Origin of the sequence: Streptomyces sp. NBC_01445, from assembly GCF_035918235.1 — a bacterium.
In the GTDB taxonomy this organism is placed as follows: Bacteria; Actinomycetota; Actinomycetes; order Streptomycetales; family Streptomycetaceae; genus Streptomyces.
The window spans coordinates 3,493,681-3,511,790 of sequence record NZ_CP109485.1 but is presented as its reverse complement, the minus strand read 5'-3'; the positions used below and the strand labels follow the sequence as shown (position 1 = coordinate 3,511,790).

At 70.6% G+C, this 18,110-nt stretch carries 14 protein-coding genes; 10 read left to right on the top strand and 4 right to left on the bottom strand.

Annotation, left to right across the window (positions count from 1 at the left end):
- The first annotated feature begins 68 nt into the window (after positions 1–68).
- Together miaB and OG574_RS15950 are read left to right on the top strand one after the other, a co-directional pair.
- Positions 69–1,553 (top strand): tRNA (N6-isopentenyl adenosine(37)-C2)-methylthiotransferase MiaB, encoded by a 1,485-nt coding sequence (miaB, locus tag OG574_RS15955; RefSeq protein ID WP_326773795.1) that lies wholly within the window; start codon positions 69–71, stop codon positions 1,551–1,553.
- A 47-nt stretch (positions 1,554–1,600) separates the two neighbouring features.
- Positions 1,601–2,326, top strand: a complete 726-nt coding sequence (locus OG574_RS15950) for a class III extradiol dioxygenase subunit B-like domain-containing protein (RefSeq protein WP_326773794.1) — start codon at positions 1,601–1,603, stop codon at positions 2,324–2,326.
- A gap of 100 nt (positions 2,327–2,426) precedes the next feature.
- On the opposite strand, the gene OG574_RS15945 is transcribed toward OG574_RS15950, so the two are convergent.
- Positions 2,427–2,690: an antitoxin gene (locus tag OG574_RS15945; RefSeq protein ID WP_100591098.1), complete on the bottom strand. Its 264-nt coding sequence runs from the start codon at positions 2,688–2,690 to the stop codon at positions 2,427–2,429.
- A gap of 24 nt (positions 2,691–2,714) precedes the next feature.
- Complete coding sequence (locus OG574_RS15940) at positions 2,715–3,002, bottom strand: hypothetical protein (protein WP_326773793.1); 288 nt, start codon at positions 3,000–3,002, stop codon at positions 2,715–2,717.
- Positions 3,003–3,184: 182 nt separating this feature from the next.
- Here OG574_RS15940 and miaA point away from each other — a divergent pair, with 182 nt between their 5' ends.
- The 6 genes from miaA (at position 3,185) to hflX (ending at position 11,208) form a co-directional block, all read left to right on the top strand.
- The gene (gene miaA / locus OG574_RS15935) at positions 3,185–4,123 is read left to right on the top strand and encodes a tRNA (adenosine(37)-N6)-dimethylallyltransferase MiaA (RefSeq protein ID WP_326773792.1); all 939 of its coding nucleotides are present in this window, start codon (positions 3,185–3,187) and stop codon (positions 4,121–4,123) included.
- A gap of 107 nt (positions 4,124–4,230) precedes the next feature.
- A complete protein-coding gene (locus OG574_RS15930; RefSeq protein ID WP_100591101.1) occupies positions 4,231–4,698 on the top strand; it encodes a hypothetical protein in 468 nt (155 codons plus the stop codon).
- A gap of 84 nt (positions 4,699–4,782) precedes the next feature.
- The gene (gene dapF, locus OG574_RS15925) at positions 4,783–5,661 is read left to right on the top strand and encodes a diaminopimelate epimerase (RefSeq protein WP_326773791.1); all 879 of its coding nucleotides are present in this window, start codon (positions 4,783–4,785) and stop codon (positions 5,659–5,661) included.
- A gap of 137 nt (positions 5,662–5,798) precedes the next feature.
- Positions 5,799–7,928, top strand: a complete 2,130-nt coding sequence (locus OG574_RS15920) for a RelA/SpoT family protein (RefSeq protein ID WP_326773790.1) — start codon at positions 5,799–5,801, stop codon at positions 7,926–7,928.
- A gap of 67 nt (positions 7,929–7,995) precedes the next feature.
- The gene (locus OG574_RS15915) at positions 7,996–9,474 is read left to right on the top strand and encodes a M1 family metallopeptidase (protein WP_326773789.1); all 1,479 of its coding nucleotides are present in this window, start codon (positions 7,996–7,998) and stop codon (positions 9,472–9,474) included.
- Between the two features lie 225 nt (positions 9,475–9,699).
- Entirely contained in the window at positions 9,700–11,208 is a 1,509-nt protein-coding gene (gene hflX, locus OG574_RS15910; protein WP_326773788.1) for a GTPase HflX, read from the top strand.
- A gap of 94 nt (positions 11,209–11,302) precedes the next feature.
- On the opposite strand, the gene OG574_RS15905 is transcribed toward hflX, so the two are convergent.
- Both OG574_RS15905 and OG574_RS15900 read right to left on the bottom strand, forming a co-directional pair.
- Positions 11,303–12,505: a trypsin-like serine peptidase gene (locus tag OG574_RS15905; protein ID WP_326773787.1), complete on the bottom strand. Its 1,203-nt coding sequence runs from the start codon at positions 12,503–12,505 to the stop codon at positions 11,303–11,305.
- Positions 12,506–12,710: 205 nt separating this feature from the next.
- Positions 12,711–13,937, bottom strand: coding sequence for a trypsin-like serine peptidase (locus OG574_RS15900; protein ID WP_326773786.1), 1,227 nt, complete (start codon positions 13,935–13,937; stop codon positions 12,711–12,713).
- Between the two features lie 384 nt (positions 13,938–14,321).
- On the opposite strand from OG574_RS15900, the gene OG574_RS15895 reads away from it, so the two are divergent.
- Positions 14,322–15,728, top strand: coding sequence for a diaminobutyrate--2-oxoglutarate transaminase family protein (locus OG574_RS15895; protein ID WP_398376253.1), 1,407 nt, complete (start codon positions 14,322–14,324; stop codon positions 15,726–15,728).
- A gap of 157 nt (positions 15,729–15,885) precedes the next feature.
- A complete protein-coding gene (locus OG574_RS15890; protein WP_326773785.1) occupies positions 15,886–18,108 on the top strand; it encodes an IucA/IucC family protein in 2,223 nt (740 codons plus the stop codon).
- The last annotated feature ends 2 nt before the right edge of the window (positions 18,109–18,110 follow it).

Below are 18,110 nucleotides of genomic sequence, written 5' to 3'. Positions count from 1 at the left end.
GGACCAGGGCCGAGGTCAGGGAACACCGGGGCACGCGCGCGTGGTGACCCCGTACCCTGGTGTGCGAGATGAGCGCGAAGACCTACGAGGTGCGCACCTACGGGTGCCAGATGAATGTCCACGACTCCGAGCGGCTCTCCGGCCTCCTTGAGGACGCCGGATACGTCCGTGCGCCCGAGGGCGCCGACGGTGATGCCGATGTCGTCGTCTTCAACACGTGCGCCGTCCGCGAGAACGCGGACAACAGGCTGTACGGCAATCTCGGTCGCCTGGCGCCGATGAAGACGAAGCGGCCCGGCATGCAGATCGCCGTCGGCGGCTGCCTCGCGCAGAAGGACCGCGACACCATCGTGCAGCGGGCCCCGTGGGTGGATGTCGTCTTCGGCACGCACAACATCGGCAAGCTGCCGGTCCTCCTGGAGCGTGCCCGCGTCCAGGAGGAGGCGCAGGTCGAGATCGCCGAGTCCCTGGAGGCGTTCCCCTCGACGCTGCCCACGCGCCGCGAGAGCGCCTACGCGGCCTGGGTCTCCATCTCCGTAGGCTGCAACAACACCTGCACCTTCTGCATCGTGCCCGCCCTGCGCGGCAAGGAGAAGGACCGCAGGACGGGCGACATCCTCGCCGAGATCGAGGCGCTCGTCGGCGAGGGCGTCAGCGAGATCACGCTGCTCGGCCAGAACGTGAACGCGTACGGCTCGGACATCGGCGACCGCGAGGCCTTCAGCAAGCTTCTGCGCGCCTGCGGGAAGATCGAGGGCCTGGAGCGGGTGCGCTTCACCTCCCCGCACCCGCGCGACTTCACGGACGACGTGATCGCGGCCATGGCCGAGACGCCGAACGTGATGCCGCAGCTGCACATGCCGATGCAGTCCGGCTCGGACACCGTCCTGAAGTCGATGCGCCGGTCCTACCGGCAGGAACGCTACCTCGGGATCATCGAGAAGGTGCGCGCCGCGATCCCGCACGCCGCCATCTCCACGGACATCATCGTGGGCTTCCCCGGCGAGACCGAGGAGGACTTCGAGCAGACCATGCACGCGGTCCGCGAGGCCCGCTTCGCGAATGCCTTCACCTTCCAGTACTCCAAGCGCCCCGGGACCCCGGCGGCGACCATGGAGGGCCAGATCCCCAAGGAGGTCGTCCAGGAGCGCTACATGCGCCTGGTCGAGCTCCAGGAGGAGATCTCCTGGGACGAGAACAAGAAGCAGGTCGGCCGCACCCTGGAGCTGATGGTCGCCGAGGGCGAGGGCCGCAAGGACGGCGCCACGCACCGCCTGTCCGGCCGCGCCCCCGACAACCGCCTGGTGCACTTCACCAAGCCGGACGCCGAGGTGCGACCCGGTGACGTCGTCACTGTCGAGATCACGTACGCGGCCCCGCACCACCTGCTCGCCGAGGGCGACGTCCTCGACGTGCGCCGCACGCGCGCGGGTGACGCCTGGGAGAAGCGGAACGCGGAGCCCCAGCAGAAACAGGGCGTCATGCTGGGCCTGCCCTCGGTGGGCGTCCCGGCCCCGCTGCCGGCGGCCACGGGCGGCTGCGCCGTCAACTGACGGCACCACTCCCTGCGGGCCACGTGCCGCGCAGTAGGCTGCCGATCATGCTTGTCGCCGCCGCCGTCTGTCCCTGCCCGCCCCTGCTCGTACCCGAGGTCGCCGTGGGTGCGGCCCCCGAGCTGGAGGCCGCGCGCGCGGCCTGCGACGAGGCCGTCCGCGCGGTCCTGGCCGCCCGGCCCGACCTGATCGTGGTCGTCGGCGAAGGGCCCGCGACCCGTACGCACAAGCAGGGCGCCATGGGCGGTTTCCAGCCGTTCGGTGTCGACCGCGAGGTCCGCCTGGGCGCGGCTCCCGACTCCGAGGCACCGGCGCACCGGCTGCCCCTATCCCTCACGGTGGGCGCCTGGCTGCTCGACCGCGCCGGGTGGACCGGCCCTGTGGAGGGCTACGAGGTCGAGAGCGACAGGTCCTGGCCCGCCAACGGCGAGGACGGCGTGCACCTCGCGGCACGGGCCGACCGCGTGGGATTCCTGGTCATGGGCGACGGGACGGCCTGCCGCAGCGTCAAGGCCCCCGGGTATCTGGACGACCGTGCCGAAGGGGTCGACGCGTCGATCGCTCAGGCCCTGGGCAACGGCGATCGCGACGGATTCTTCGCGAACCTCGACGCGGACCTCGCCCGCGAACTCAAGATCTCCTGCCGCTCCCCGTGGCAGATCCTCACGGCGGCCTCCGTCGAGGACGAGGACCAGGACGAGTGCCAGAACTGGAGCGTCCTTTACGAGGACGCTCCCTACGGAGTCGGCTACTTCGTCGCCAGCTGGTCGTAGACGAGCGCGCACGCACTTGTAGCAGAGCGCTCACAGACGAAAGGTGACGGCCGCGGAACCGCAAGGGTCCGCGGCCGTCACCTTGTGCGGGTACCGCGTCTCAGGAGGCGGGAGGAGGTGGCGGGGTGGCCCCGCCACCCGAGCTACCGCCCTTGTCCTGGCCCGGACCCCCGAAGCGGTCCATAGCGTCCTTGGCCTTGCTCGTGCCTGTCTGGATCTGGTCGCTGTACTTGCCCTGGGTCTTCTGGTCGGCCGTCTTCCCGGCCTTGTCCAGACCCTGGTCGATCTTGTCCCCGTGCTGCTGCGCGAGGTCCGAGGCCTTGTCCTTGCTGAGCTTGGCTTTCAGCGTGTCCATGATTCCCATGGGTTCACCTTCACTGGCGGGGGACTACTTGCGGGCGCTGTCACCGGCCTCGTTGTCGGCGGCCTGCTCCGCGGACTGCTGCTTCGGGATCTCCACGGGCTCCGCCGTGGCGGGCTCGGGGGTATCGGCAGCCTCTGTGGACGCCTCCGGCGCCGCAGCGTCGGCGGCTGCGGAGGTGTCGGCAGCCTCGGAAGTCCCGGGGGAGGAGCCCTCGGCCTCGGGCTCGGCCGTCAGAGTGGCGGCCTGCGCCTCACTGGTTGACGCCTCCTCCGTGTCCTTCGACTTCCGGCGGAACCTGGCGAAAACACCCATTTCAACTCCATACGTTACTCGTGCGGGCGAAATCCCGCGTCGCCCGGTGCGTCCGATTGCATCGCCCGGGCCTGAGGTACTCGAAACCGGCGGTCGGAACCTCGCAACAGGGAACGACCCCGGACCTGTGGCGTCACGTAGCTCGTTCGGGAAGAGGTCCCGAGGTTTGCGAGACTGGGGCGGTGAGTAGTGCAGCTCCCGCTCCGCGGGTCATCGCCGTCGTCGGACCCACTGCGGCCGGAAAGTCCGATCTGGGCGTTTTTCTCGCCAGAGAGCTGGGCGGCGAGGTCGTCAACGCCGACTCCATGCAGCTCTACCGGGGGATGGACATCGGCACCGCCAAACTGACGCCCGAGGAACGTGACGGGGTTCCGCACCACCTCCTGGACATCTGGGACGTCACCGAGGCGGCCAGCGTCGCGGAATACCAGAAGCTCGCCCGCGCCGAGATCGACCGGCTGCTCGCCGCAGGACGCTGGCCCGTCCTGGTCGGCGGCTCCGGCCTCTACGTCCGCGGAGCGGTGGACCACCTGGAGTTCCCGGGCACCGACCCCGAGGTGCGCGCACGCCTGGAGGAGGAGCTCACCCTGCGCGGCTCCGGCGCCCTGCACGCCCGCCTCGCCGTCTCCGACCCCGGGGCCGCCAAGGCGATCCTGCCGAGCAACGGCCGGCGCATCGTCCGGGCCCTCGAAGTCATCGAGATCACAGGCAAGCCCTTCACGGCCAACCTGCCCGGACACGAGTCCGTCTACGACACCGTCCAGATCGGCGTGGACGTGGCGCGCCCCGAACTCGACGAGCGCATCGCGACCCGCGTCGACCGCATGTGGGACGCCGGCCTCGTGGACGAGGTGCGCACCCTGGAGGCGCGCGGCCTGCGGGAAGGGCGTACGGCGTCGCGCGCGCTCGGCTACCAGCAGGTGCTCGCCGCGCTGGCCGGGGAGTGCACCGAGGACGAGGCGCGCGCCGAGACCGTCCGCGCCACCAAGCGCTTCGCGCGCCGTCAGGACTCGTGGTTCCGGCGCGATCCGCGCGTCCACTGGCTCAGCGGCGAGGCGGCCGAACGCGGGGAACTCCCGGCCCGGGCAATGACGTTGATCGAACGACCGGTTACAGCCTGATCACGTGATGGCATCGGGACGCTCCGGCCGTCATCGCGGCCCCTGGGAGCGTGCCATCATCGACCATCGATCGACCAGTGGAGTCCGAAGTGGGAGGGCGCGTGGCGATGGAGGCCGGCCCTCGTGACACCGCACCCGGCGGGGAACAGCTGAGCCCTGACGGACCGGACGCGACCCCGGACGGTGTGATCGCCGACGGCCCCACGGCCGAGGAGCTCGCATCGCAGACCGGAGGCGCCGAGGTCGAGGTGGAGCTGCGCCCGCAGCGGCGCCTGCGCCTGTGGCAGCTCGCGCCCATTGTGATCCTCTCCGCGATCGGCTCCCTGATGTTCGCCTTCCCGCTCTTCTTCGAGTTCGGGGACGGCGGGGCCGTCGTGGCGATGTTGGGGCTGCTGATCAGTTCCTGCGCCGCGGGCTGGGGAATGATGGCCGCGCGCCGCGTCGGCTACACCTGGCCCGGCTTCCCGGCCCGGGGATCGGGCCGGCGCCCGGACTGGCGGGTCGTCGGCGCGTACGCAGTCGTGGTTGCCGCAGTCGCCGTCCTCGCCGTGTGGCGCGTCGCCCGCCTGCGCTAGTGCCTTTCGTTCCGATCAGGCTGGGCCGGTCCGCGTAATGGGACGTCCCGATGGGTTGTCGTCGCCACCCCGTACGATCGAGGAATGAGCACGCGGATCGCCTTCCTCAAGGGGCACGGGACCGAGAACGACTTCGTGATCGTCCCCGACCCGGAGAACGCCCTGGAGCTGCCCCCGGCGGCCGTCGCAGCCCTGTGCGACCGACGAGCCGGAATCGGCGGTGACGGCCTGCTGCACGTGGTGCGCTCCGCAGCCCACCCCGACGCGCGGCACCTGGCGTCCGAGGCCGAGTGGTTCATGGACTACCGCAATGGCGACGGCTCGGTCGCCGAGATGTGCGGCAACGGCGTGCGTGTGTTCGCCCACTACCTTCAGCGCGCCGGCCATGTCGGCGAGGGCGACCTCGCGGTGGCCACGCGCGGAGGCGTGAAGAGCGTGCACATCGACAAGGAGGGCGACATCACGGTCGGCATGGGCAAGGCCCTCCTCCCCGAAGGGGATGTCACCGTCAGCGTCGCCGACCACAGCTGGCCCGCGCGCAACGTGAACATGGGCAACCCCCACGCCGTCGCCTTCGTGGACGACCTCGCCCAGGCCGGCAACCTCTTCTCCGCCCCGCCCTTCACCCCGGCCACGGCCTACCCGGACGGGGTGAACGTCGAGTTCGTCGTCGACCGCGGCCCCCGTCACGTAGCCATGAGGGTCCACGAGCGCGGTGTGGGCGAGACCCGCTCGTGCGGCACGGGCGCGTGCGCCGTGGCCGTCGCGGCGGCCCGCAGGGACGGCCTGGACCCGGCGGTCACCGGATCGCCGGTGACGTACGCAGTGGATCTGCCCGGCGGACAGCTGGTGATCACGGAGCGGGCCGACGGGGAGATCGAGATGACAGGACCCGCGGTGATCGTCGCCGAGGGGGAGATCGACACGGACTGGCTGGCGGGTCTCGAAACCGTAAACCCCTGAACGTTCGCTCGAATGGGTGATCCGTTTCACGCTGGGCGAGAGGGGGACTGCTCCACGTGATGGGCTCGGTAGCATCAAGCACCGGCCCGGGCGGGAACCCCGCAGACCGCCGCCGGTCGACGCAGCCGGAGGTGCTCATGAGTGCGGAGGCGACCAATCCCGCGACGCCGGGCCCGGTCACACCGGGCGCGCACCGCCGGCGCGGCCGTCCCCGGATCGACCTGCGCCGCATCGGCTGGGCCGCGCTCCTCGGCCCCGCCGCGGGCAACCGGCTGCCCGACGCGATCGGACACGTGGTCGAGGCCCACCGCGCCCACCACCCGGAAGCCCCCCTTGAGCCGCTGCGCCGGGCGTACGTCCTCGCCGAGTCCTCCCACCGGGGACAGATGCGCAAGAGCGGCGAGCCCTACATCACACACCCCCTCGCCGTGACGCTGATCCTCGCCGAGCTGGGCGCCGAGACCACGACGCTGACCGCGTCCCTCCTCCACGACACCGTCGAGGACACCGAGGTGACGCTCGATCAAGTGCGTACGGAATTCGGCGAAGAGGTCGCCTATCTCGTCGACGGTGTGACCAAGCTCGAAAAGGTCGACTACGGAGCGGCCGCCGAACCCGAGACCTTCCGCAAGATGCTCGTCGCCACCGGCAACGACGTGCGGGTCATGTCGATCAAACTCGCCGACCGGCTGCACAACATGCGCACCCTCGGCGTGATGCGCCCCGAGAAACAGGCGCGCATCGCCAAGGTCACCCGGGACGTGCTCATCCCGCTCGCAGAACGCCTCGGCGTCCAGGCGCTCAAGACCGAGCTCGAGGACCTCGTCTTCGCGATCCTGCACCCCGACGAGTACACGGTGACGCGCGAGCTCATCGCGGCCAACGACGCGCGGCACACCGACCCCCTCGCGGAGATCGCCGAGGACGCCCGCGCCGTCCTGAAGGACGCCGGTATCACGGCCGAAGTGTTGATCAGGCCACGGCACTTCGTCTCCGTGCACCGGTCGAGACGCAAGCGCGGAACGCTGCGCGGTGCGGACTTCGGGCGCCTGCTGGTGCTCGTCGGCGAGGACGCCGACTGCTACGGGGTGCTCGGCGAGCTGCACACGTGCTTCACGCCGGTCGTCTCGGAGTTCAAGGACTTCATCGCTGTACCGAAGTTCAACCTGTACCAGTCGCTGCACACAGCCGTGTCGCGCGGTGACGGGGAGGTCGCCGAAGTCCTCATCCGTACCCATCAGATGCACAAGGTCGCCGAGGCCGGCGTCGTCGCCCTCGGCAATCCCTACGCTCCTCCTTCGGAGGAGCAGGCCGACAGTGACGGGGAGCGCGCCGACCCGACCAGGCCCGGCTGGCTCTCCCGCCTCCTCGACTGGCAGGAGGCCGCCCCGGACGCGGACACCTTCTGGTCGACGCTGCGCGAAGACCTCGCCCAGGACCGCGAGATCACCGTCTTCCGGCCCGACGGCGGCACGCTCGGCCTGCCCGCGGGCGCCAGCTGCGTCGACGCCGCGTACGCCCAGTACGGCGAGGACGCCCACGCCTGCATCGGAGCCCGCGTCAACGGCCGGCTGGCGACGCTCAGCACGGTCCTGAGCGACGGGGACACCGTTCAGCTCCTCATGGGCCAGGACCCCGCTTCCGAGCCCTCCAGGGACTGGCTCGACCATGCCCGTACGCCCGCCGCGCGCATCGCCATCCGGCGCTGGCTCACGACCCACCCGGCCACACCCCAGCCCGAGCCCGAGGACCGGCGCACCCCGGAGCCGGCCCCCAGGACGCCTCAGGGCGCCCCTGCGGGCCGTCCCGCCGAGGCGAACGCCGTCGTGGACCAGCCGGGTGCCACGGTCCGCCTCGCGGGCTGCTGCACGCCCGTGCCGCCCGACGCGGTGACCGCCTTCGCCGTACGCGGCGGTGTCGTGACGGTGCACCGCGCGGAGTGTCACGGCGTGGAGCGCATGAAGAGCGCGGGGCGCGCCGAGGTCGGCGTGCACTGGGGCGACACCACGGAGTGCCGGGTCTCCCTGATCGCCGAGTCCTTCAGCCGGCCGCATCTGCTGGCCGATCTCACCGAAGCCATCGCCTTGGAGAGCGTCGCCGTCATCTCCGCGACCGTGGAACCGCCGACCCAGGGCCGTGTGCGCCACACCTACACGCTTCAACTCCCCGACGCGACAACGCTCCCCGCGCTGATGCGCGCCATGCGCAACATCGCAGGGGTGTACGACGTCAGCCGCGCGCAGCACTCCGCCCAGACCAGCTCGTAGGGTCTCGTTCGGGTGGGTGTGGCGCGTCCCGCCCGGGTCCGGACGCGGGCGCTGGTAGCCGTAGTTCATGCTGCTCACCCCCCGCACCATCCGCATGGGCGCCGCGCTCGTCGCCGCGGCCGCCTCCACCGCACTTCTCGCCGCGAGCGCCCCGCCGCCGGCCGTCCCGCTGGGCATCGGAGACCGGCTCTTCCCGCACTTGGGCAACCCCGGTTACGACGTGGAGTCGTACGACATCGCGTTCACGTACCACGGCGACAACAAGAAGCCGCTCGATGCCGTCACCAAGCTCGAGGCCACGGCGACCGCCCGCCTCGAGCAGGTGAATCTCGACTTCTCGCACGGAACCGTCCGCTCCGTGGAGGTCAACGGCAGTCCCGCGCGGTTCGACACCAGCGACGAAGACCTGGTCGTCACGCCCGAGAGGGCCGTCCCGGAGGGTGCCCCGCTGGAGATCACGGTGCGGCACACCAGCAACCCGGTGCCCGGCAAGGAGGAGGGGGGCTGGGTGCAGACCAAGGACGGTCTCGCCATGGCCAATCAGGCCGACGCCGGGCACCGTGTGTTCCCGAGCAACGACCACCCTTCGGACAAGGCCCTGTTCACGCTCCGGGTCACCGCCCCCAAGGCGCTCACGGTCGTGGCCAACGGGGTGCCCTTCCTGAAGATGCGCCATGGCGCGGACACCAGCTGGTCGTACCGCACCCTCCACCCCATGGCCACCGAGCTGGCGCAGGTCTCGATCGGTAACTCCGCGGTGCTGCATCGGGAGGGGCCGCACGGGCTTCCCGTCCGCGATGTGGTCCCCGCCAAGTACCGGAAGGTCCTCGAACCGTGGCTCAAGAAGACACCCGCCCAGCTCGCCTGGATGGAAGGGAAGGTCGGCCGCTACCCCTTCGAGAACTACGGCCTCCTGATCGCCCAGGCCCGGACCGGCTTCGAGCTCGAGACCCAGACGCTCTCCCTCTTCGAGAAGGAGATCTTCACGGAGCCCGCGTACCCCGCCTGGTACATCGACTCGATCATGGTCCACGAGATGGCGCACCAGTGGTTCGGTGACAGCGTCAGCCCCCGCACCTGGTCCGACCTGTGGCTGAACGAGGGACATGCCAGCTGGTACGAGGCCCTCTACGCCCAGGAGAAGGGCCACCAGTCCATGGCCAAGCGCATGCGTGCGGCCTACCGCGCCTCGGACGGCTGGCGCGCCGCGGGCGGTCCGCCGGCCTCCCTCAAGGCCCCGAAGCCGGGCCAGAAGATCAGCATCTTCCGGCCGGTGGTCTACGACGGCAGCGCCCTCGTCCTCTACGCACTCCGCCAGGAGATCGGCACCCCGGCCTTCGAGCGCCTGGAGCGCGACTGGGTGCGCACGCACCGTGACGGCACGGCGAGCACGGCGGACTTCATCAGCCTCGCTTCGCAGACCTCGGGCCGCGACCTCCAGGGCTTCCTCCGGGCCTGGCTCTACGGGAAGAAGACGCCGCCGATGCCGGGGCACCCGGACTGGAAGTCGACGCCGGTGGCGAAGGCGAAGCCGGCCAAGGGGTAGGCCATCGACCGGCGGCGCACAGCCCAGGCAGGACAGGCTTCGGGCCCGGCGCCGGCGGGCAATAAGTCGGGTGACGAGACGGGCCGTACCGTGCGACCATCTTCCAGGTCGGCGGCACGGCCGCCCCGGGAATCTACGGACGCCCCGGGACGTTGTGTCAGTCGATGGACCACGCTGTCATGCGCGGACCGTCACCAGTTCGTATCACCTCGACGTAAGGATCCAATGACCTCCTCTTCTTCCCCTTCCCAGGACGCGCAGAGCTTCGCGCAGAACAACCCCGAAGGTCTTCGGGCCGATGCCCTGATGGAAGAGGACGTCGCCTGGAGCCACGAGATCGACGAAGAGCGGGACGGCGACCAGTTCGACCGCTCCGAGCGTGCGGCCCTGCGCCGCGTCGCTGGTCTCTCCACCGAGCTCGAGGACGTCACCGAAGTCGAGTACCGGCAGCTCCGCCTGGAGCGGGTCGTGCTCGTCGGCGTGTGGACCTCGGGAACGGTGAACGACGCGGAGAACTCCCTCGCGGAGCTGGCCGCCCTCGCCGAGACCGCCGGCGCCCTGGTGCTCGACGGCGTCATCCAGCGCCGGGACAAGCCCGACGCGGCGACGTACATCGGCTCGGGCAAGGCACTGGAACTGCGCGACATCGTCCTCGAGACCGGAGCCGACACCGTCGTGTGTGACGGTGAGCTGAGCCCCGGCCAGCTCATCCACCTCGAAGACGTCGTCAAGGTCAAGGTGGTCGACAGGACCGCCCTGATCCTCGACATCTTCGCCCAGCACGCCAAGTCCCGAGAGGGCAAGGCGCAGGTCGCCCTCGCGCAGATGCAGTACATGCTGCCGCGACTGCGCGGCTGGGGTCAGTCGCTCTCCCGGCAGATGGGTGGCGGTGGCTCCTCCGGCTCCGGCGGCGGCATGGCCACCCGTGGTCCCGGTGAGACCAAGATCGAGACGGACCGGCGACGGATCCGCGAGAAGATGGCGAAGATGCGCCGGGAGATCGCGGAGATGAAGACCGGCCGCGAGATCAAGCGCCAGGAGCGCAAGCGCAACAAGGTGCCTTCGGTGGCCATCGCCGGGTACACCAACGCGGGCAAGTCGTCCCTGCTCAACCGTCTGACGGGCGCCGGTGTCCTGGTGGAGAACGCCCTGTTCGCCACCCTCGACCCGACCGTCCGCAGGGCGGAGACGCCCAGCGGCCGGCTGTACACGCTGGCCGACACGGTCGGCTTTGTGCGGCACCTGCCGCACCACCTCGTCGAGGCGTTCCGCTCCACGATGGAGGAGGTCGGTGAATCCGACCTGATCCTGCACGTGGTGGACGGATCGCACCCGGCGCCGGAGGAGCAGCTGGCCGCCGTACGCGAGGTCATCCGCGACGTGGGCGCCACGAAGGTGCCCGAGATCGTGGTGATCAACAAGGCGGACGCGGCCGACCCGCTCGTCCTCCAGCGGCTGCTGCGCGTCGAGAAGCGCGCGATCGCGGTGTCGGCCCGCACCGGGCTCGGCATGGACAAGCTGCTCGCGATCATCGACGACGAGCTGCCGCGTCCCGAGGTCGAGATCGAGGCGCTCGTGCCGTACACGCATGGCCAGCTGGTCGCGCGTGCGCACGCCGACGGCGAGGTGATCTCCGAGGAGCACACCCCGGACGGCACCCTGCTCAAGGCGCGGGTGCACGAGGAACTCGCCGCAGAGTTCGCGCCGTACCTTCCGGCGGCGGCCGCGAGCTGACGCTCCGGCAGCAGCCGGGCCTCCTGTGCCGACGGCGAGGGCCCGCCCCCAACTTCCTGGGGGCGGGCCCTCGTTCGTTCGGTGAAGCCGGCGGTTACTGGCTGCCGTACTTCTCGCTCATCGTGTCGAAGACCTGCTGGGCGCCCTTGCCCAGCTGCGGTCCGGCCAGCCAGGTGTTCTCGGCCGGGCCGATCGACGTGTTCGACACCAGCTGCGTCTTCCCGTCGACCATCCGGAACCAGCCGCCACCGGACGAACCGCCGGTCATGGTGCAGCCGATGCGGTACATCGTCGGCATGTCGGGGCTGAGGGAGAGACGGCCCGGGCGGTCGATGCACTTGTGCATCAGCTGGCCGTCGAACGGCGGCGCGGCCGGGTAGCCCCAGGCGCCCATGCTGCTGACCGACTGGACCGCCGGCTCGGAGAAGTCGACGGGCAGCGCGTTGCCGACGGTCTCCTCAAGAGACTTGGAACCCTGCTCCGGCTTCACGTGCAGTACCGCGTAGTCGTACGGAGCGCCCGCACCGCCCGACTCGGCGCCCGTGTCGATCCACTCGTTGGAGGTGGAGGCCCAGTCGGCCCAGAAGGTGCCGTACGGGGCGATCTCCTGCGGGGCCGCGTTCTGCAGCTGCGCCTCGGACTTGCCCAGGTCGTTGTAGGCCGGGACGAAGGCGATGTTGCGGTACCAGCCGCCCGCCGAGCCCGCGTGCACGCAGTGACCCGCGGTCCAGACGAGGTTGGACTTGCCCGGGTTGCGCGGGTCCTTCACGACGGTGCCGGAGCAGACCATCGAACCCTCGGGCGAGTCGAAGAAGACCTTGCCGACCGGGGCGGCGTTGTCGTGGTACGGGGTCTTCTCGGGCACGGCCTTGACGGGCTGCGGCTCAGGGTCCGTGGCACCCTGGTCGGCCGAGGCGTCCTTCGCGGCGATCGTCTTGTCCGGGTCCTTGGCGGACTTCATCCGCTCGGGCTTCCAGTGGTCCTTGATGACCGGGTTGACGAAGTCCTTGGCCTCGCGCAGCCAGTCGTCCTTGTCCCAGTTCTTCCAGGCGCCGTTCTGCCACTTGTCCGGGTCGATGCCGTGCTTCTTGAGCTGGTCGGCGATGCCCCCGGGCAGCTGGCCGTTGGATCCGTCGTCGGCGCCCTGTGAAGCGGAGGCGGCCGACTTGTCACTCGTCTTGTCGTCGCTCGGGCCGCAGGCCGTGGCGGTGAGCGCCAGGGCCGCGGCGAGCCCCGTAGCGGCGAGGACGGTACGCCGGCCCCGGCTCCGCGTGGATGACGGACGTGTGGAACGCATGGTGCAGTTACCCCCGTTGAATGTGTCATGAGCTTGTCAGGTCCGGATTGGGCTCCGTGCGGAGATCTCGGACGCAGCACCCCACTATGCCTGTGGAGTTGGGGACGAACGGCGGCGGGGTGGTGAAGGTTTCGTCACCCCGCCGCCGCCCATTGCCTGCCGGTTGGCGGTGCCTGCCTGTGGGCTGCCTACGGGCGGCGCCTGCCTACCGGCCGGCGTACTTCTTGCTGACCGCGTCGTAAATTCCCTTGGCCTCCTTGCCGAGGCGCGGGCCCGCGAGCCAGCCGGCCGTCACCGGGCCGATCGACGTGTTCGACACCAGCGACGGCTTGCCGCTGGAGCCTTGCGCGATCCAGCCGCCACCGGACGAACCGCCGGTCATGGTGCATCCGATGCGGTACATCGTCGGCTCGGCCTTCGCCAGCGAGAGCCGGCCCGGCTTGTCGGCGCACTGGTACAGCGTCTGGCCGTCGTACGGCGGCGCTGCCGGGTAGCCCTTCGCCGTCATGGTCGCGATCTTGGGCACCGCGGGCGCGTTGAAGTCGACCGGTACGGCCGTACCGACCGCCTCCTCAAGGGACTTGCCCTCGCTGCCCTTCTCCGGCGTGACCTGGATGACCGCGAAGTCGTACGGCGCGCCCTGCCCGCCCGTCGGGCCGCCCTGCTCGATCCACTGGTCGGACGTCTGCGCCCACGCGCCCCACCAGACGCCGTACGGAGCGACCTCTTCCTTGGTGGCGGTCTTGAGCTGCTCGTCCGACAGGCCCGCGTTGTTGTACGAGGGCACGAAGGCGATGTTGCGGTACCAGCCGCCGTTCTTGCCGGCGTGCACGCAGTGGCCCGCGGTCCACACCATGTTCGACTTACCCGGGTGCGCGGGGTCCGTGACGACCGTCGCCGAACAGACCATCGACCCCTCGGGGCCGTCGAAGAAGAGCTTTCCGGCGTACGGTGCGCTCTCGTGGTACGGCGTGCCGACGGCCGCGGCCTTCACCGGCTGCGGCGTCGGGTCCGTCACGCCCTGGTCGCCCGAGATGTCGTTGTCGTCGACCTCGTTGTCCGGGTTCTTGTCGGCGTCACGCATCCGGTCCGGGTCCCACAGACCGTCGATGATGGGGTTGACGTAGTCCTGCGCCTCGCGCAGCCACTTGTCCTTGTCCCAGTTCTTCCACTCGCCGTTCTTCCACTTGTCCAGATCAATACCGTGCTCCTTGAGCCGGTCCTTGATGTCGTCCGGGATCTGGATCTTGTCGCTGCCGCCCTGCGTCGCGGTCGCGGTCGGCTTCGAGTCCGCGTTGTCGTCGCCAGGACCGCACGCGGTGGCGGTGAGCGCGAGCGCCGCACCGATGGCGAGAGCGGCCGCCACGGGGGAGGTTCTGCGGCGCACGCTCCTCCCGCGCTGAACGGTCAAGAGCGGACGTATGGGTCGCATGTCGTGAATCCCCCTGGGCTTCGAGAACTGTGCAGTGCCGGCCGCCGGCGGTCGTGAACCGGTCACGCCACGCTCGGCACTTGATGTGCCTCGCCCCGCGACCGAACCCTCCGCCCTCCGTCGAACGGCAACCCACCCTATGCGCGCGCTGCGGGTGACTATCCACGGAACGGCAACGGTTCCGTCACGGCAGGGATCTTCCGCGGGCCAAGGATTTTCCGCCGACCCGTGATCCCGCGCAGTCACCGTCGTTGGTACGTACGGGGGATTCGGTGCCGTCGCTCGGTCCTTGGGGTTCGGCCCCGGACACACGTACGTCAACTGATCCCCCCACACCGAGAATTCGACCGGATCCAGCGGGATCCAGGGGGAGGACCAGCAGTCGTGGCCGTCACCGAGCCTGCGCCCGCGGCGGTGCCCGCGGGGTATGAGGGAGGCGCCGCCCGTGAGGGCGCTGCCCAAGAGGGGATCCTGCGGCGGCAGTCCGCGCGGGAGTCGGCGGCCCGCACCTATGCGCGCGCCCTGCCGATCGTGCCCGTGCGGGCGCGCGGCCTGACCATCGAGGGCGCCGACGGTCGCCGGTACCTCGACTGCCTCTCCGGCGCGGGCACGCTGGCCCTCGGCCACAACCACCCCGTCGTCCTCGAAGCGATCAGACGCGTACTCGACTCCGGCGCCCCCCTGCACGTGCTCGATCTGGCCACCCCCGTGAAGGACGCCTTCACGACGGAACTCTTCCGCACGCTGCCCGCCGGGCTCGCCGAACGGGCACGGATCCAGTTCTGCGGACCGGCCGGCACCGACGCGGTGGAGGCCGCCCTGAAACTCGTCCGCACGGCCACCGGCCGCAGCGGAATGCTCGCCTTCACCGGCGCCTACCACGGGATGACCGCGGGGGCGCTCGAAGCGTCCGGCGGGGCGCAGGACGTCAGGGTCGCGCGGCTGCCCTATCCGCAGGACTACCGCTGTCCCTTCGGCGTCGGCGGCGAGCGCGGCGCCGAACTCTCCGCGCGCTGGACCGAATCCCTCATCGATGACCCCAAGTCGGGGGTGCCGCACCCCGCCGGCATGATCCTCGAACCCGTCCAGGGGGAAGGCGGAGTGATTCCCGCGCCCGACTCCTGGATGCGCCGGATGCGCGAACTCACCTCGGCACGCTCCATCCCGCTGATCGCCGACGAGGTCCAGACCGGAGTGGGCAGGACCGGCACCTTCTGGGCCGTCGAACACAGCGGAGTCGTGCCCGACGTCATGGTCCTGTCCAAGGCGATCGGCGGCAGCCTTCCCCTGGCCGTCGTCGTCTACCGGGACGACCTCGACGTCTGGCAACCCGGGGCCCACGCCGGCACGTTCCGCGGGAACCAGCTCGCCATGGCCGCCGGCGCCGCGACCCTCGCCTATGTCCGGGAGAACCGTCTCGCCGAACGCGCCGCCCTCCTGGGCGCCCGCATGGTGGGTCAGCTCCAGGGTCTCGCCGCCGAACACCCCTGCATCGGGGACGTACGGGGCCGCGGTCTGATGATCGGCGTCGAACTGGTCGACGTGGGCGCCGCCCAGGACCCGAACCGGCCCGCCGGACCCGACGCGAGCCCGCATCTTCCCGCGCCCGAACTCGCCGCGTCCGTGCAGCACGAATGCCTCCGTCGTGGACTCATCGTCGAGCTCGGCGGCCGCCACTCCAGCGTCGTACGCCTCCTGCCGCCCCTCACGATTACCGACGAACAGGCTGCCGCGGTCGTCGAGCGCCTCGCAGACGCCCTGGCCGAAGCGGCCCGCACCCATCGGGGATAGCCCTGCCAGGACGGGCGCGTTCCGAGGCCCCACACCCACCGGGCCAGGACCGCCACGACACCGACGACCACGACACGGACCACCACGGACAGCCGCGGAACACCGGACAGTCCGGACAACCGCATCACGGAGTCAACTACCCCACAAGGAAGCCCCGTTGAACGCCACTCCCGCACCCGAAGACCGACACCGCCCCCAGGCGAGCGGAGCCTGCGACACGCAGGCCCAACTAGCCCCGGAATGCGGGACGACGGTCCCCCGGCAGAAGGACGGCAGCCAGGAGGCCGAGCATCTGCACGGCTCCACCGCCGACCTGCTGGAGCATCCCGACCCCGGCACCGCGGCCCAGGCCGCGGCCGTCGAGAACCTGCTCCGCTGCTGGGTGCGGGAGAACGATCTGGCCGAACCCCCGCACGGCACTCTGCGTATCCCTCTGCCCGCAAGTGGCACCGCCCTCCTCATCCCTGTCCACCACTGGTCCGTGACCGGCTGGCACCGGTTCGGCATGCCCCATCTCCAGGACGGCCCGCTCGACGCCCCGCGCGTCGACGCCGTCACAGTCGCCGCCCTCCTGAGCCGCGAGGCATCGGGGCCGGGAAGCGCGGCCGCGGTGCGGGGCGGAGTCCCGGCGAGGGACGCCGACGGAAGCGGCGCCGATGTCGCCGCACGGGTGGGGGTCGTCCCAGGGCCGGCGCATACGCCGGACACCACGTCCGGCACGCACGCCGGGCCCGAGCCGGTGACCGGCCCGGCGCCGACCGCCTCGTCGCCGACCCCGAGCGTTCCCCCGCGCACGCAGGTCGTCCCGGAGGGCGTCGCTGCTGCCTCCGCCTCTATGGCCCCTCACCCGGAGGCGCAGTCACCCCATCCCGAGCCCTCTCGCCCGACCACCCTCCACCACTCCCACCCCAGCCTCTCCGGCGACGGAGCCGACCTGGTGGGGCGCGTGGCCGACTCGGTTCGCCGCACCGCCGACTTCATCGCTCACCGTCGCAGCAACCCCCGCGACACGACCGACCTCTTCCTGGCCGCCGAACAGTCCCTCCTCCTCGGCCACCCTCTGCATCCGACCCCGAAGAGTCGCGAGGGCCTGTCCGAGGCCGAATCCCGGCTCTACTCGCCCGAGTTGCAGGGGTCCTTCCCCGTGCACTGGATGGCGGTGAACCGCTCGGTGCTCGCGATGGACTCGGCCTGGACCCAGCGAGGCCGCCCACTCCCCGCGGACCAGCTCGCCCTCCAACTGGCCGGGACGGAACTGCCCCTGCCCGACGGCCACGCCGCGCTGCCGCTGCACCCCTGGCAGGTACGCGAGCTCAAGCACCGCCCCCAGACTGCGGCCCTTCTGGACGCCGGCCTTCTGCGTGACCTCGGTCCGCATGGCGCCCCCTGGTACCCCACCTCCTCCGTCCGTACCCTCTACCAGCCCGACGCGTCGGCCATGCTGAAGCTCTCGATCGGCCTGCGCATCACCAATTCCCGTCGGGAGAACCTCCGTAAGGAACTCCACCGCGGCGTCGAGGTTCACCGACTGCTGCGCACCGGCCTCTTCGAGCAGTGGCAGGCCGCTCACCCGGGATTCGACATCGTTCGCGACCCGGCCTGGCTCGCTGTCAACGGCCCGGACGGCGAACCGGTGCCCGGCCTGGACGTGATGATCCGGAACAACCCGTTCGCACCCGGAGATGACGCAGCCTGCATTGCCGGCCTCGTGTCACCCAGGCCCCCGGCTCTGGCCCATGGGCAACGGGACCGCCAGCTCATGCGCTCCCGTCTCGCCGAGACCATCACCCGCCTCGCCGGCCGTACCGGACGCCCCCGCGGTGCCGTCGCCGCCGAGTGGTTCCTGCGCTACCTGGAACACGTCGTGCGCCCCGTCCTCTGGCTGGACAGCACCGCCGGCGTAGCCCTGGAGGCCCATCAGCAGAACACACTGCTGCTGCTCGACCCCGAGGGCTGGCCCGTCGGCGGCCGCTACCGCGACAACCAGGGCTACTACTTCCGCGAGTCCCGGCGCACCGAGCTGGACGGCCGGCTGCCAGGCATCGGCAGCCACAGCGACACCTTCGTCTCCGACGACGTCACCGACGAAAGGTTCGCCTACTACCTCGGGATCAACAACATCTTCGGTCTCATCGGCGCCTTCGGCTCCCAACAGCTTGCGGACGAACGGCTGTTGCTCGCTGCCTTCCGCGGGTTCCTCTCCGATGTCGCATCAGGCCCGGACAAGCTCCGCACCCCTCTGCCCAGATACCTCCTCGACTCCCCGGCCCTGCGCTGCAAGGCCAACCTCCTCACCCGCCTGCACGGACTCGACGAACTCGTGGGCCCCGTCGACACCCAGTCCGTCTACGTCACCATCGCCAACCCCCTTCATTCCTGAGG

Excerpts from the sequence above, each read along its gene's own strand:
- miaB (WP_326773795.1), top strand. The coding sequence starts at position 69 with ATGAGCGCGAAGACCTACGAGGTGCGCACCTACGGGTGCCAGATGAAT.
- OG574_RS15950 (WP_326773794.1), top strand. The coding sequence starts at position 1,601 with ATGCTTGTCGCCGCCGCCGTCTGTCCCTGCCCGCCCCTGCTCGTACCC.
- OG574_RS15945 (WP_100591098.1), bottom strand. The coding sequence starts at position 2,690 with ATGGGAATCATGGACACGCTGAAAGCCAAGCTCAGCAAGGACAAGGCC.
- OG574_RS15940 (WP_326773793.1), bottom strand. The coding sequence starts at position 3,002 with ATGGGTGTTTTCGCCAGGTTCCGCCGGAAGTCGAAGGACACGGAGGAG.
- OG574_RS15930 (WP_100591101.1), top strand. The coding sequence starts at position 4,231 with ATGGAGGCCGGCCCTCGTGACACCGCACCCGGCGGGGAACAGCTGAGC.
- dapF (WP_326773791.1), top strand. The coding sequence starts at position 4,783 with ATGAGCACGCGGATCGCCTTCCTCAAGGGGCACGGGACCGAGAACGAC.
- OG574_RS15920 (WP_326773790.1), top strand. The coding sequence starts at position 5,799 with ATGAGTGCGGAGGCGACCAATCCCGCGACGCCGGGCCCGGTCACACCG.
- OG574_RS15915 (WP_326773789.1), top strand. The coding sequence starts at position 7,996 with ATGCTGCTCACCCCCCGCACCATCCGCATGGGCGCCGCGCTCGTCGCC.
- hflX (WP_326773788.1), top strand. The coding sequence starts at position 9,700 with ATGACCTCCTCTTCTTCCCCTTCCCAGGACGCGCAGAGCTTCGCGCAG.
- OG574_RS15905 (WP_326773787.1), bottom strand. The coding sequence starts at position 12,505 with ATGCGTTCCACACGTCCGTCATCCACGCGGAGCCGGGGCCGGCGTACC.
- OG574_RS15900 (WP_326773786.1), bottom strand. The coding sequence starts at position 13,937 with ATGCGACCCATACGTCCGCTCTTGACCGTTCAGCGCGGGAGGAGCGTG.